Source organism: Arthrobacter liuii (genome assembly GCF_014639275.1).
Taxonomy (GTDB): domain Bacteria; phylum Actinomycetota; class Actinomycetes; order Actinomycetales; family Micrococcaceae; genus Arthrobacter; species Arthrobacter liuii.
Genome location: NZ_BMFW01000004.1, coordinates 69,388 through 82,554 on the forward strand (window position 1 = coordinate 69,388; position 13,167 = coordinate 82,554).

The 13,167-nt window shown below is 67.2% G+C and carries 13 protein-coding genes and 1 pseudogene; 8 read left to right on the forward strand and 6 right to left on the reverse strand.

Going from position 1 to position 13,167, the window contains the following annotated elements; translation table 11 throughout:
• Positions 1–224 precede the first annotated feature (224 nt).
• From IEW19_RS06170 to IEW19_RS06195, 6 genes are all read left to right on the forward strand, one after another.
• Positions 225–992 carry a permease gene (locus IEW19_RS06170; RefSeq protein ID WP_188570801.1) on the forward strand — a complete coding sequence of 256 codons (768 nt, stop codon included), beginning with the start codon at positions 225–227 and terminating at the stop codon, positions 990–992.
• A gap of 172 nt (positions 993–1,164) precedes the next feature.
• Positions 1,165–1,773 (forward strand): nitrobindin family protein, encoded by a 609-nt coding sequence (locus IEW19_RS06175; RefSeq protein ID WP_188570802.1) that lies wholly within the window; start codon positions 1,165–1,167, stop codon positions 1,771–1,773.
• Positions 1,774–1,790: 17 nt separating this feature from the next.
• The gene (locus IEW19_RS06180) at positions 1,791–2,525 is read left to right on the forward strand and encodes a flavodoxin family protein (protein ID WP_188570803.1); all 735 of its coding nucleotides are present in this window, start codon (positions 1,791–1,793) and stop codon (positions 2,523–2,525) included.
• A gap of 22 nt (positions 2,526–2,547) precedes the next feature.
• The gene (ygfZ, locus tag IEW19_RS06185) at positions 2,548–3,630 is read left to right on the forward strand and encodes a CAF17-like 4Fe-4S cluster assembly/insertion protein YgfZ (protein ID WP_188570804.1); all 1,083 of its coding nucleotides are present in this window, start codon (positions 2,548–2,550) and stop codon (positions 3,628–3,630) included.
• Complete coding sequence (locus tag IEW19_RS06190; RefSeq protein ID WP_188570805.1) at positions 3,630–4,061, forward strand: ankyrin repeat domain-containing protein; 432 nt, start codon at positions 3,630–3,632, stop codon at positions 4,059–4,061. The genes ygfZ and IEW19_RS06190 overlap by 1 nt, the downstream gene beginning before the upstream one ends.
• 51 nt (positions 4,062–4,112) lie before the next feature.
• Entirely contained in the window at positions 4,113–5,654 is a 1,542-nt protein-coding gene (locus IEW19_RS06195) for a DHA2 family efflux MFS transporter permease subunit (protein WP_188570806.1), read from the forward strand.
• Here IEW19_RS06195 and IEW19_RS06200 read toward each other — a convergent pair.
• The 5 genes from IEW19_RS06200 to IEW19_RS06220 all read right to left on the reverse strand — a co-directional run bounded on the left by IEW19_RS06200 (position 5,616) and on the right by IEW19_RS06220 (position 9,643).
• Positions 5,616–6,332 (reverse strand): GNAT family N-acetyltransferase, encoded by a 717-nt coding sequence (locus IEW19_RS06200; protein WP_188570807.1) that lies wholly within the window; start codon positions 6,330–6,332, stop codon positions 5,616–5,618. The two genes, IEW19_RS06195 and IEW19_RS06200, sit on opposite strands and share 39 nt — an antisense overlap.
• Before the next feature lie 27 nt (positions 6,333–6,359).
• Complete coding sequence (locus IEW19_RS06205) at positions 6,360–7,385, reverse strand: ATP-dependent 6-phosphofructokinase (RefSeq protein WP_188570808.1); 1,026 nt, start codon at positions 7,383–7,385, stop codon at positions 6,360–6,362.
• A gap of 199 nt (positions 7,386–7,584) precedes the next feature.
• The gene (locus IEW19_RS06210; RefSeq protein WP_188570809.1) at positions 7,585–7,839 is read right to left on the reverse strand and encodes a PspC domain-containing protein; all 255 of its coding nucleotides are present in this window, start codon (positions 7,837–7,839) and stop codon (positions 7,585–7,587) included.
• Between the two features lie 3 nt (positions 7,840–7,842).
• On the reverse strand, positions 7,843–8,100 hold the full coding sequence (locus tag IEW19_RS06215) for a hypothetical protein (RefSeq protein WP_188570810.1): 258 nt from the start codon (positions 8,098–8,100) through the stop codon (positions 7,843–7,845).
• A 1-nt stretch (position 8,101) separates the two neighbouring features.
• Complete coding sequence (locus IEW19_RS06220) at positions 8,102–9,643, reverse strand: PspC domain-containing protein (RefSeq protein ID WP_188570811.1); 1,542 nt, start codon at positions 9,641–9,643, stop codon at positions 8,102–8,104.
• 125 nt (positions 9,644–9,768) lie between these two features.
• Between IEW19_RS06220 and IEW19_RS06225 the strand changes: the two are divergent.
• Both IEW19_RS06225 and IEW19_RS06230 read left to right on the forward strand, forming a co-directional pair.
• Positions 9,769–11,146, forward strand: a pseudogene (locus IEW19_RS06225) (ATP-binding protein).
• Positions 11,143–11,832 (forward strand): LuxR C-terminal-related transcriptional regulator, encoded by a 690-nt coding sequence (locus tag IEW19_RS06230; RefSeq protein ID WP_188570812.1) that lies wholly within the window; start codon positions 11,143–11,145, stop codon positions 11,830–11,832. The pseudogene IEW19_RS06225 and the gene IEW19_RS06230 overlap by 4 nt, the downstream one beginning before the upstream one ends.
• A 93-nt stretch (positions 11,833–11,925) precedes the next feature.
• Here the strand turns inward: IEW19_RS06230 and IEW19_RS06235 are convergent, their stop codons facing one another.
• Complete coding sequence (locus IEW19_RS06235) at positions 11,926–13,143, reverse strand: pyridoxal phosphate-dependent aminotransferase (RefSeq protein WP_188570813.1); 1,218 nt, start codon at positions 13,141–13,143, stop codon at positions 11,926–11,928.
• Positions 13,144–13,167 lie beyond the last annotated feature (24 nt).

Genomic DNA, 13,167 nt, shown 5'->3' on the forward strand with positions numbered 1-13,167 from the left:
CAGCAGGGAGCGTAGCTGAACCTTGAGTATACCCGGCGGGCTCTTCCAGGCCACAGATCCACGCCATGGACGGGGACGTTTTGCGACACATCCAGTTCATATAGGGCAGGATTGAACCAGGGCGGACCAGCCCTGCCACGAGGGGGCGGACCAGCCTTCGGGCCGATCGCCAGGATGGGAAACAGCGCAGTGAGTGCACCGATGAAGCACAGGCGGGGCCCCGGATGACGGCGGAACTGCAGGCACCCGTGCGTTCGCTTGGTTCCTGGACGGTCGGCGTCGTCGGGATTGCCGGCCTCATCGCCATTATCGCCGGGGTGTATGCCTCGCCGGAGGCCCTGGTTGCCGTGGGCATCGTGATCGCCGCAGCCGTGGGCATCGGCTGGCCGCACTTCCTGCGCATCCCCGCCAAGAAGACGCTCGCCGCCGTCATCGCCCTGCCGGGTGCGGGCGCGGCTCTGGCGGCTGCCGTGGCGCCGGCCCCGGGATACCTGGACTGGACCCCGGCCTTCGTGGCGCTGGGAATGATGGCCGTCTTCGTGGTGCAGCTCATCCGCGGCACCGGGCAGGCCCAGCGGCTGGAATCCACCCTGGGATGCTGCGCCGGAGTCCTCTTGTCCTGCCTCGGCGCGGGCTGGATTGCCGGCGCCCGTTTCAATGGTGTCCGGGAGATGCTCCTGGTGGCAGCGGTCAGCGCGGCAGTGGCGTTGCTTGCGGGGCTCATCCGTTGGCCGGACAGCATCGTTGCACCGCTGGGGGTTGTGCTTGCAGGCCTGGCCGGCCCGCTCGCCGGGTTGGTCCTGTCAGACATCGCCGTCCTGCCGGCGGCCGTCTTTGGCGTGGTGGTGGGTGCGGTCCTGGCCAGCTTCCGCAGGCTGACCACACTCCGTGGCGCCCCGCTGAACATCCCCGCGGCGCTGAGCATGGGCCTTGCGCCGGTTTCGGCGGTGGGATCACTCGCCTACTTCATAGACAAACTACTCATCTACTAACGGGTTAGGATGGCACCATGTCCGTACTTGCTTTTGAAATCTTCTTCCTTGTCCTGCTCGGCATCGCGAGCCTGTCCATGGCCTGGTTCGCCGGTTTCGTGGTCTACCGCCTCTTCAAGGGCCAGAAGTAGCCAGCCTTTTCCAGGGCCGGCCGTATCTCGAGGTAACACCAATGCCCATTGAGATTCCTACAGATCTGACCCCCGAACTCGTTCCCCTTTCGTGGCTCATCGGTGAGTGGGAGGGCCGCGGCCGGCTGGGCAGCGGAGACGAGGATTCCGAACACTTCCTTCAGCACGTCTCCTTCACCCACAACGGCCTGCCATACCTCCAGTACCGTGCGGAAAGCTGGTTGACCGACGACGAAGGGACACGGCTTCGGCCGCTCACCGTCGAGACCGGTTTCTGGGCACTGGAGCGCAAACAGCTTGACGCCGACGGCGGTCCCGGCCTGGTGCCCGCGGACATCGTGCCGGTGCTGAAGAGCGCCGACGAGGTGGAGGCGCTGCGCAACAAGGACGGCGGCTTCGACATCTCCGTGTCCATCTCGCACCCGGGCGGAATCTCGGAACTGTACTACGGCCAGATCAAAGGCCCCCAGATCCAGTTGACCACCGACATGGTGATGCGCGGCAGCCACTCCAAGGACTACAGTGCAGCCACCAGGATCTTCGGCCTGGTGGACGGCAACCTTTTGTGGCGGTGGGATGTGGCCACGGGGGGAGAAACCGGAAAGGGGCTGGAGGCGCATGCCTCCGCGTTCCTGCACAAAGTCTCCTAACCAGGAAGGGTCGGGCCATGGAAAACGGCGCGGAAGCAGCAGGGAATCCTGGTGGCTACACCGGCCTCAAGGCCGTCTTCTTCAACGGAACCCTGAAGAAATCGCCCCAAACTTCCAACACTGAAGGCCTCATCACCATCAGTCGCCGGATCATGGAGAAACAGGGTGTTACCACCCGGGTGATCCGCGCCGTGGATCACGAGATCGCCTCCGGTGTCTACCCGGACATGAGGCAGTACGGCTGGGCGACGGATGAGTGGCCTCAGATATACCCGGCCGTCCAGGAAGCTGACATCGTGGTGGTGGCAGGACCTATCTGGCTGGGCGACAACTCCTCCCAGACCAAGAAACTGATTGAGCGCCTTTACGCCCATTCCGGCCAGCTCAACGCCAAGGGCCAGTGGGCGTTCTACCCAAAGGTGGGCGGCTGCCTGATCACCGGAAACGAGGACGGCATCAAGCACTGCGCCATGAACGTCCTCTACAGCCTGCAGCATATCGGCTTCAGCATCCCGCCCCAGGCGGACGCCGGCTGGATTGGACCCGTGGGGCCCGGCCCAAGCTACCTTGACGAAGGCTCGGGTGGTCCGGAAACCGACTTCACCAACCGCAATACCACCTTCATGACGTGGAACCTCCTGCACCTGGCGCGGATCCTGAAAGACGCCGGCGGCTACCCGGCCTACGGAAACCTGCCGCAGGAATGGTCGGCCGGAACCAGATTCGATTTTGAAAACCCGGAATACCGCTAGCTCCCCAGGACTTCTACTTCATATGACTACGCCCAGCCCTTTGTTGTCGCGCCCCGGCGCTGTCGAGGCCACCGGCCCTGACGCCGGAGTCGCCGCCCACTACGGCGAGCCGCTGCGCGAGCAGCGCGCCCTCGCCGCCGGAACCGCCGTCGTCGATCTTTCCCACCGCGGCGTGGTCACCGTCAGCGGACCCGACCGGCTCAGCTGGCTCAACACCCTGTCCTCGCAACAGGTTGCGGCCCTGAAGCCGGGCGAGTCCAGCGAACTGCTGCTCCTGAGCGTCCAGGGCCGCATCGACTTCGAGGCCCGCGTCATTGACGACGGCGGGACCACCTGGCTGATCGTTGAGGCCGCCGAGGCCGCACCCTTGGCCGAGTACCTCAACCGGATGAAGTTCATGCTGCGCGTGGAGGTTGACGACGCCTCCGCTGACTGGGCCGTGGTGGGCAGTACCCGGGCCGTCCCCGAGTGGTCCGGCCGGCTCGCCTGGCAGGACCCATGGCCGCACGTCGCTGCCGGCGGATACTCCTACGCCACCGTGCCGGAGGAGAGCCATCCGGGCCTTGAGCGCCCCTGGTTCGAGTACCTTATCCCCGCCGCGGCACTGGAGGACGCCGTCAAGGGCCGGGCGCTGGCCGGCGTGCTCGCCGCGGAGGCCCTGCGCGTCGCCGCGTGGCGCCCGCGCCTCGGCGCCGAGACCGATGACAAGACCATCCCGCACGAACTGGACCTGCTGCGCACCGCCGTGCACCTGGCCAAGGGCTGCTACAAGGGGCAGGAAACCATCGCCCGTGTCCACAACCTGGGTCATCCGCCGCGCCGCCTGGTGTTCCTGCAGCTGGACGGTTCGCAGCACACCCTGCCCGCGGCCGGCAGCCCGGTCATGGCAGGGGAGCGGAAAGTCGGAACGGTGACGTCGGTGGCGCAGCACTACGAGATGGGGCCCGTGGCCCTGGCGGTCGTAAAGCGTTCCGTGGCCCCGGATGAGATACTGACGGTCCTGGATGGCGACGAGCCTTACCCGGCCGCCCAGGAACTCATTGTCGCCCCTGACGCCGGCCAGGTGGTGGGGCGCCAGACCGGATTCCTGAGGGGGCCACGCTGATGACTGAGCACACCGGGACCATGCCTGCGGGCGGTGGGACGGAGGCAGCGGAAGTGCACGACGACGACGCGCTGGCTTTGGCGCATACGCTGTTCCAGGCTGCCCGCGAGGGAAACGACGCGCTGCTGGGTGCCTACCTGGACGGCGGGGTTCCCGCCACAATGACAAACGCCGCGGGTGATTCAATGCTCATGCTGGCCGCGTACCACGGCCATGCCGGGACAGTTCAGCTGCTCCTGCAGCACGGTGCCGACGCCAACACCGCCAACGACCGGGGCCAGACCCCACTCGCCGGAGCGGCATTCAAGGGCTACATGGACGTGGCCCGGGTCCTGCTGGGCGCCGGAGCGGATCCGGACGCCGGTGCGCCGTCGGCACGGGCCGCGGCGCAAATGTTTGCCCGCAGGGAGATCCTGGACCTGCTGGCCTAGCCTTACCGGGTTTCGGCCCGGCGCCAATCAAAACTCCTGAAGGATGACCGAGTGGAAAACGTAGCAAAGCCCTGGCCGGCACTGTGGTCCCTGGTGATCGGGTTCTTCATGATCCTGATCGATACCACCATCGTGTCCGTTGCCAACCCGCGGATCATGGAAGGCCTGCACGCGGACATCAACTCGGTGATCTGGGTGACCAGCGCCTACCTGCTGGCCTACGCCGTCCCGCTGCTCATCACCGGCCGCCTTGGCGACAGGTTCGGGCCCAAGAAGCTCTACCTCTCCGGGCTGGTGGTCTTCACCCTCGCCTCGCTCTGGTGCGGCCTGTCCGGGGACGTCGGGATCCTGATCGCTGCCCGTGTCCTCCAGGGCCTCGGCGCGGCGATGATGACACCGCAGACCATGGCCGTCATCACCCGGATCTTCCCGCCGGACCGCCGCGGCTCAGCCATGGCCGTGTGGGGCGCTACAGCGGGGATGGCCACCCTCGTGGGACCCATCCTGGGCGGCGTCCTGGTGGACGGCCTTGGCTGGGAGTGGATCTTCTTCATCAACGTGCCCATCGGCGTCGTTGGCTTCATCCTGGCGATGCGCAACGTTCCGGCACTGAGCACCCACCCGCACCGGTTCGATATTCCCGGCGTCCTGCTGAGCGCGGTGGGGCTGTTCCTGCTGGTATTTGGGATCCAGGAGGGTGAGACCTACAACTGGGGCACGATTACCGGGCCCATCAGCGTGTGGGGCCTGATCATCGCCGGCCTCGTGGTGCTCGTCGCCTTTGTCCTGTGGCAGAAGTTCAACAAGGGCGAGCCGCTGCTGCCGCTGGCGCTGTTCCGGGACCGGAACTTCTCGCTGGCCAACATTGGCATCACCACTGTGGGCTTCACCGTAACGGCCTTCAGCCTGCCGCTGATCTTCTACTACCAGCTGGTCCGGGGTCTTACCCCCACGCAGTCCGCCCTGATGATGGTGCCCATGGCGCTGATCTCCGGCGGCCTGGCACCAGTGGTGGGCAAGCTGGTGGACCGGGTGAACCCCAAATACATCACAGCCACCGGACTGGTGCTCATGGCGGTGGCACTCCTCTGGAACTCGGTCCTGATGCAGCCGGATACGCCGATCCTGATGTTCCTGCTTCCCAGCGCCGTCCTGGGCTTCGCCAACGCCGGCATCTGGGCGCCCCTCAGCACCACCGCCACCAGGAACCTGCCGCCGCGCCAGGCCGGGGCGGGCTCGGGCGTCTACAACACCACCCGCCAGATCGGCGCGGTCCTGGGCAGCGCCGCCATCGCCGTGCTGATCCAGTCCCGGCTGGCCGCTGAGCTTCCCTCGGGAGGGCCCGGCGGATCCGCAGGGGAAGGGATGGCAATGGGCGGCTCGCTGCCCGAGTTCCTGCACAGCGGGTTCTCGACGGCGATGGGCCAGTCCATCCTGCTGCCCGCCGCAGTGATCCTGGTGGGCGCGGCGGTGTCGTTGTTCTTCGCCAAGCCACAGCCGGTCCAGGGCTGGCAAGCACCTGGACAGGGGCAGGATCAGGAACAGGGCCCGGCGTCAGCGAAGGTGGACGCTGGTCTGGATTCCGCCGGCTGAGGGGCCGAGTTTCCGTGCCAGCGCCAGGCAGCCGGTGTTGCTGACGTCTGCCCGCCACTGCAGCGTCAGCCCGGCGGCGAGTGCCTCATGGGCGGCGATGGAGCCCGCAAGCGAGCCCAAACCGCGCCGCCGCCACCCGGGGTCCACCAGGACGCCCATGTTGGCCAGCAGGCCCTCCCACTCGCCGTAGGCCCCGCAGGCCAGGGGGACGCGCCTCCCGGCCTGCTCGTGCACGATGGTGTAGCGGTTTTCAAGGTCGGAGAGGCCCACTTCGTTGACGTCGTCCGGCGGGCAGCGGCCCTCCAGTTCGATCGCCTCGGGGTTACCGTGCGAGACCGTCAGTTCCTCCGACGGCTGCTGAAGCGGCAGGTCGTCGGCGAAGAACAAGGCCGCGGCACCGAGCCCATGGCCGCCAAGCTCCCTGGTCAGTTTCAGGAGCGTGACGTGGTGGGCCATTTCCCCGTCAGGGAGCTCTGTCGCGGCGTCGATGACGCTCTGCGGTCCCACCAGCACGGAACTGCCGAATAACCGCACGAACTCGACCGTCCGGGCTGATTCGTCGGCGCGGACAATCCGTTCCCCGGAAGCCAGGGCGTCGCCGAAAGCGTCGTCGTCAAGGCCCAGCCGGCGCGCCCACGCCAGCTGGATGATGGCCGCTGAACCGGGATCGAGTGTCATGGTCCCAGCCTAGGGCGGCCCAGTGACTTAGCCGAACAGGACCGCGGCCTCGTCGTAGCGGTTTTGCGGGACGGTCTTGAGCTGGCCCAGGGCTTCCGCGAAGGCGACGTGTTGGATGTCTGTGCCTTTCAGCGCCACCATGGTGCCCCAGTAGCCTTCCACTACGGAGTCGATGGCGGCCATGCCAAGCCGGGTGGCCAGTACCCTGTCGAACGCCGAAGGGACGCCGCCGCGCTGGATGTGGCCCAGGATGGTGGCGCGGGTTTCAATGCCGGTCCGGGCTTCGAGCTCCGGCGCCAACTGGTCCGCGATTCCGCCCAGGCGGGGGCGGCCGAAGGTGTCCAAGCCCCGTTCGGAGTGCGGGCTTTCCATGTGCTCCGGAACGAAGCCTTCGGCCACCACCACCAGGGGCGCACGGCCACGGGCGTGGGCTTCCTTGACCCATTCGGTGATCTGCTCGATGCTGACCTTCTGCTCCGGGATAAGGATGGCGTGCGCGCCGGCCGCCATACCGGCGTGCAGGGCAATCCAGCCCACGTGCCGGCCCATCACTTCGGCGATCATGCAGCGGTGGTGGGACTCACCAGTGGTTCGGAGCCGGTCGATGGCTTCGGTGGCGATCTGCACGGCGGTATCGAAACCGAAGGTGTAGTCGGTGGCGTCGAGGTCGTTGTCCACCGTCTTGGGGACGCCCACAATCTTGAGCCCGGCGTCGGTCAGGCGCTTCGCGGCGGCCAGCGTTCCCTCACCGCCAATGGCGATGATTGCGTCGATGCCCAGCCGGTCCATGTGGGCTTTGATGGCTTCGGGTCCGCCGCCGTTCTCGAACGGGTTGGTGCGGGAGGTGCCCAGGATGGTGCCGCCCTGCTTGGCGATGCCGCGGACCATGGTGCGGGGGATGTCGATGATGTCGCCCTCCACCACGCCGCGCCAGCCATCACGGAATCCAACGAATTCCTGGCCGTGGACGGCGATGCCCTTAAGCACGGCGCCTCGGATTACGGCGTTCAACCCGGGGCAGTCGCCACCGCTGGTAAGGATTCCAATTTTCATGTTCGGCTCAAATCCTGGGGAGAAGGTTTACAGGCAGAGCGCCACGCTGAGCTCACCTAGAAGTGTAGTGGGGTGTGTGGGGTACGACACAAACCGGTTACACAGGGCTTATGCAAGCAGCGAGGGCAGGCAAAGAGCCCCCGCCGGGTGAACGGATTCACCGGGCGGGGGCCTGGGCTGCCAGCTGGAGCCGGGCCGGTCAGCGATTCAGTGAGCGGCGGTCCAGGAACGCCTGAAGCGGGATCTCGTTGCGCTGGTCGGGGAGGATCACCCACGCCAGGACGTAGAAGACGAAGGCCGGGCCCGGAAGCAGGGCGAAGAGCAGGAAGGCGATACGGACAAAGGCAACGTCCACGTTGAGCTTGGCTGCGATGCCGCCGCAGACTCCGCCGAGCCACCGCTCCGGGCCGCGCTTCAGGCCAAAGCCCCTGACAATGCTGAAGAACTTATCCATGGTTCAAGACTTCCCTGTAGTTGGTTGGTTGTCACGTTTATGGGCGGAGAGCAGGCCGCCTGCCACCAGGGCCACGCCCGCGCCGACCATGAGGCCGATCAGGACGTAGGTGCCGTTGAGGGTGACGATGCCCAGCTGCGCCACGATGATCAGTGCGGCCAGCGCCAGGATGATCAGTCCCCACACGACGGTTCCCACCCTGGCTGGTGCCGGTCCGGGAGTGTCCTGGCCCGCCGTCGTCGAAATGTTGCTGCTGTCCATGTCAGCTGCCTTCCTGGATAGTGACGTTGCTGAAGGTGGCATTGATCCGGACCACCAGGTGGTTTCCGGGCTTGCCGGTGTTGTAGCTGCTTTCGCGGGTTGTGGTTCCCCCGCGCTGGCCGCTTGCCTCGTTCAGGTTTCCCATGGTCATGTCCGCCTTGATGTCCACGGGCACGTTTTGCGGTATCACCACGGTCACGTTGCTGGCGGTGATGTCCAGGGGGACCACGACGTCGGATGTCAGGGGAGCGGTGGGGGAGAGGTTCGTGAGGTCCATGGTTCCCCGCCCGGCGGTGATATCAATGCCGCCGCGCGCCTCCTGGATGCTCGCCGGATTCCAGTCCACCTGCTGGAAACGCATGCGGCCGTCACCCACGGTGTTGTAGACGCCGCCGGTGATCAGTGCGATCACGGCAAAGAGGCTCAGGATTCCGGAGGTCCGGCCGCGGAAGCCCGCCACCAGGATGCCCAGGCCAAGGACTGCCGCGGCACTGGCCCACACGATCGCGTTGGCCGAGCCGCCCAGGTCGATGATGTTCGCGGCATCGAGCGCCTTGAGCCCACCGCCCACCAGCAGGGCAGAACCGGTTGCGATGGCGACGGCGGGGGCGCCGGGACCCGATGGCCGGCGCTTGGGCGGCTGTGGTGGGACCCACGGTGCGGGGTAGCCGCCAGCCGCGGGTCCCCCGCTGCCCGGGTCGACGGGAGGCGTACCACTGGGAGGAGTACCGCCGGTGCCAGTGCTGCTGCCGTACGACGGCGCTGCGGGGACCCGCGCGGCCGGCCCGGGGGCCGTGCCTGCGGAGAACGATGAGGCGTGTTCCGTGCCGGAGCGTTCCATCGGGTAGGTGGCGGGGTAGGCCGCGCCGGAGGGTGGGGCGTGGCCGGCCATCGTGGGGTGGGCCTTGTTGCGCTGTGAGAGGAAGTAGATCAGGTAGATCGCGCCACCCACCCAGAAGACGGTCCAGAGCAGGCCGCTCAGGCCGTTATGGGTCCAGCCCCAGAAGCCCCCGCCAAGGCCGGTGAGTCCCAGGACCGTGGCGATCAGGGAACCAGTCATGCCGCTGGACCACCGGCCTGCACCGGCTTCCTGGACGTGGATCCTGCCGTCCGGTTCCGGGAGGAAGGCCCACGCCAGGCCGTAGAGCAGTACCCCGATGCCTGCCAGGAGGGTCAGGACAATCAGGATGCCGCGGATGATGATCGGGTCCACATTCAACCGGTGGGCGATGCCGCTGCAGACGCCGCCGATCCACCTGTCGTTGGTCCGGTAGATGCCTTGGCTGCGGATCCAGCCGAAGAAGTCTGTGGAAGGCGCCGGGGCAGGAGGGCTGCCCTGGAATGCGTATGCCTGGGCTGGGTCCGCAGGGCCGGCGGAGGGGCCGGTTTCCGGGCCAGTGGTGGGGCCCGCGGATGGGGCCGCCGCGAAGTTCGGAGGCGCCGAGGCGGGGGACGGGAGGGGCTCGGTGGGCTGCCCGCTGCCCGGGCCGGGCAACGGTTCGTCAGGGTGTTCGTCGTCGGGGGAAGGGGTCTGCGAGTTCATACCTCGATCCTCCCGTCCGGGCCCGTTGGCGCTCTACTGGGGGAAACCCTGAACCGTCCCTGAGCTGTCCCCGGGAAGCGGCCGGATACGGTCCGGGCAACCCTGATCCATGTTTGGATTGACCCATGACAACCCTTTCGGCGCGGCCGCCCCTGGCACGGAGCAGCGACCGTGTCATCGCGGGGGTGTGCTCCGGCCTCGCCGTGCACCTGGGGTGGCCGGTGAAGAACGTCCGCGTGGGCATGGTCCTTGCGTCCTTCGCAGGAGGGGCAGGCCTGGTTTTCTATGCATGGCTCTGGATCATGGTGCCCACCGCGGACGAGGCCGCGCGCCGCAACGCCCGCAGGCCGGCGTCGCCCATTGCGCCCACGGTGAGCCAGTCGACGGTGAGCCAGCCGATGCAGGGCCGCGCGACGCCGGGAACGGCGGACGACGGCGGGACCCGCGCAGGTGCCGCCGGTGCCGTTGGCTCTGTTCCCGGCGACGCCGGCGCGCTGGCCGGTCCACCCTGGTTCCGTGCGCGCGGGATGCGCTACGGGAAGGAAATCCTGCTCGGCTGCGGGCTCCTGCTGGTGGCTGGCATCATGATTGCCCAGTTGCTTGGCGTGGACGTGTCCCTCGGTACGCTGATTCCGGCCGCCGCAGTCCTGGGCGGCGCCTCCATCGCGTGGATGCAGCTGGACGAGACCCGCCGCGCGGGGCTGGTGGACAAGACCAAGGCCGACCAGGCCGGCGGATGGGGCCGCCTGGCAGCCGGCTTGGCGCTGGTGGTGGCCGGGGTCCTGGTGATGGTGTCCGGCTCAGGCTCGTGGGAGCAGACGTGGCTGGCGCTGCTGGCTTCCGTGGCGGTCCTGGGCGGCGTGGTCTTGGTCCTGCTGCCGTGGGCACTGAAATTCTGGCGGGACCTGGAAGCCGAGCGCGCCGGCAGGATCCGCGAGACGGAGCGGGCAGAGATCGCTGCCCACCTGCATGATTCCGTGCTGCAGACCCTCGCGCTGATCCAGCGCCGGGCAGGCAATGAGCACGACGTCGTCCGCCTGGCCCGTGCCCAGGAACGCGAGCTGCGTGGCTGGCTCTTCCAGGATCCCGGGCCGCGAAAGCGGCCAGCTTTCAGACCGGATCAAGGCTGTTGCAGGCGAGGTGGAGGACCTGCTTGGCAATGCCGTGGAGGTGGTCACCGTTGGTGATGCCGCCATGACCGAGGCGCACGAAGCCCTGGTCCAGGCAAGCCGGGAGGCTATGCTCAACGCCTCACGGCACGGCGGCGGGACGGTCTCGGTGTACCTCGAGGCGTCGGACGGGCAGGCCGAGATCTTCATCAAGGACAGGGGGCCGGGCTTTGAGCTGGGGGACGTACCGGCGGACCGGTTGGGAATCCGGGAATCGATAATCGGCAGGATGAAACGGCACGGCGGCTCGGCTGCCATCCTCAGCACGGGGGACGGCACCGAAGTCCGCCTCAGGCTGCCGGCTGCAGCAGAACACGCGGAAGGAAAATCATGAACACGACCCTGGGGACAGGAGCCGGCACCGCCCGGCCGGCCAATTCCGTACGGGTGGTCATCGTTGACGATCACGCTATCTTCCGGTCCGGGCTGAAAGCGGACCTCGATGCCAGCATCCACGTGGTGGGGGAGGCGGCCACCGTTGAACAGGCCATCGCCGTCATCGTCCAGCAGCGGCCCGATGTCGTCCTATTGGACGTGCACCTCCCCGGCGGACTCGGCGGAGGCGGCCGGGAAGTAATCGCCGGCTCCGCAGCGCTCCTGTCCACCACCCGTTTCCTGGCCCTGAGCGTTTCCGACGCCGCGGAGGACGTGGTGGCAGTCATCCGCGCCGGTGCCCGCGGCTACGTCACCAAGACCATCTCCGGCGCCGAGATCACCGACGCCGTTTTCCGGGTGGCCGGCGGCGATGCGGTCTTCTCCCCGCGCCTTGCCGGTTTCGTCCTGGACGCCTTCGGCACCGCCCCCGCAGACATCGCCGATGACGAACTGGACAAGCTCTCCGCCCGCGAACTCGAGGTCATGCGCCTTATCGCCCGCGGCTACAGCTACAAGGAAGTGGCAAAGGAGCTCTTCATCAGCATCAAAACCGTGGAGACCCACGTGTCCGCCGTGCTGCGGAAACTCCAGCTTTCCAGCCGCCACGAACTCACCAAGTGGGCCGCGGAGCGCCGCCTCCTCTAAACGCCCCATCATCTTTCGCCCCTTAAACCAGAACGCCCCATCACCAGCTGATGGGGCGTTCGGGTTTTTCCTGCGAAAAGTGATGGCGCGTTTCTACTGGGCCTTGCCCAGGAAGTCCTGCAGGCGCTGGACGCCCGTGGCCAGGTCGTCATCGCCAAGAGCGTAGGAGAGCCGCAGGAAGCCGGAGGGGCCGAAGGCCTCGCCCGGAACCACAGCCACCTCAACCTCGTCGAGGATCAAGGCAGCCAGTTCGGCGGAGGTCTGCGGAGTGGAGGTGCCGGACGCCGTCGGGAATTCCTTGCCCAGCAGCGCGCGGACGTCCGGGTACACGTAAAAGGCACCCTTCGGCGTCGGGCATTCCACGCCGGGGATGGCATTCAGGCCGGCGACGATGGCCTTGCGGCGGCGGTCAAACGCCACTTTCATTTCATCGACGGCGGTCAGCGGGCCGGACACCGCGGCGAGGGCAGCGATCTGCATGATGTTGGACACGTTGGAGGTGGCGTGCGACTGCAGATTGGTGGCCGCCTTGATGACGTCGGCGGGCCCGATCATCCAGCCCACGCGCCAGCCGGTCATGGCGTAGGTCTTGGCCACGCCGTTGAGGATGACCACCTTGTCGCCCAGCTCGGGGGCCGCGGTGGCAATCGACGTGAAGGGCACGCCGTCATAGGTCAGGTGCTCGTAGATCTCGTCCGTGACAACCCACAGGCCCTTGGCGGCAGCCCACTTGCCGATTTCCGCCACCTGTTCGGGGGAGTAGACAGCGCCGGTGGGGTTCGACGGCGAGACGAACAGCAGGATCTTGGTCCGGTCCGTCACGGCTGCTTCGAGCTGTTCAACTGTGACCAGGTAGTCCTGTTCCGGCCCGGCGAAAACCTCCACGGGCACGCCGCCGGCAAGCCGGATGGCTTCCGGGTAGGTGGTCCAGAACGGGGTGGGGACGATGACTTCGTCGCCCGGATCCACCAGTGTGGCAAAGGTGTTGTAGACGGCCTGCTTGCCGCCGTTGGTGACCAGCACCTGCGAGGACTCCACCGTGTAGCCGGAGTCGCGCAGGGTCTTTTCGGCGATAGCCTTCTTTAGCTCGGGCAGGCCGCCGGCAGGGGAGTAGCGGTGGAACCTGGGCTGGCCCGCAGCCTCAATCGCCGCTTGGACAATGTAGTCCGGGGTTGGGAAGTCGGGCTCGCCCACGCCGAAGCCAATAACCGGCCGGCCAGCTGCCTTCAGCGCCTTGGCCTTGGCATCGACGGCCAGGGTTGCGGATTCGGCAATTGCGGAAATGCGTTGGGAAACGCGGGCGGCAGACATGGCAGGTCCGTTCTTCGTTTGCAG

What these genes read in the sequence shown, in the direction of transcription:
- IEW19_RS06170 (WP_188570801.1), top strand. Translation starts at nt 225, where the DNA reads ATGACGGCGGAACTGCAGGCACCCGTGCGTTCGCTTGGTTCCTGGACG.
- IEW19_RS06175 (WP_188570802.1), top strand. Translation starts at nt 1,165, where the DNA reads ATGCCCATTGAGATTCCTACAGATCTGACCCCCGAACTCGTTCCCCTT.
- IEW19_RS06180 (WP_188570803.1), top strand. Translation starts at nt 1,791, where the DNA reads ATGGAAAACGGCGCGGAAGCAGCAGGGAATCCTGGTGGCTACACCGGC.
- ygfZ (WP_188570804.1), top strand. Translation starts at nt 2,548, where the DNA reads ATGACTACGCCCAGCCCTTTGTTGTCGCGCCCCGGCGCTGTCGAGGCC.
- IEW19_RS06190 (WP_188570805.1), top strand. Translation starts at nt 3,630, where the DNA reads ATGACTGAGCACACCGGGACCATGCCTGCGGGCGGTGGGACGGAGGCA.
- IEW19_RS06200 (WP_188570807.1), bottom strand. Translation starts at nt 6,332, where the DNA reads ATGACACTCGATCCCGGTTCAGCGGCCATCATCCAGCTGGCGTGGGCG.
- IEW19_RS06205 (WP_188570808.1), bottom strand. Translation starts at nt 7,385, where the DNA reads ATGAAAATTGGAATCCTTACCAGCGGTGGCGACTGCCCCGGGTTGAAC.
- IEW19_RS06210 (WP_188570809.1), bottom strand. Translation starts at nt 7,839, where the DNA reads ATGGATAAGTTCTTCAGCATTGTCAGGGGCTTTGGCCTGAAGCGCGGC.
- IEW19_RS06215 (WP_188570810.1), bottom strand. Translation starts at nt 8,100, where the DNA reads ATGGACAGCAGCAACATTTCGACGACGGCGGGCCAGGACACTCCCGGA.
- IEW19_RS06220 (WP_188570811.1), bottom strand. Translation starts at nt 9,643, where the DNA reads ATGAACTCGCAGACCCCTTCCCCCGACGACGAACACCCTGACGAACCG.
- IEW19_RS06230 (WP_188570812.1), top strand. Translation starts at nt 11,143, where the DNA reads ATGAACACGACCCTGGGGACAGGAGCCGGCACCGCCCGGCCGGCCAAT.
- IEW19_RS06235 (WP_188570813.1), bottom strand. Translation starts at nt 13,143, where the DNA reads ATGTCTGCCGCCCGCGTTTCCCAACGCATTTCCGCAATTGCCGAATCC.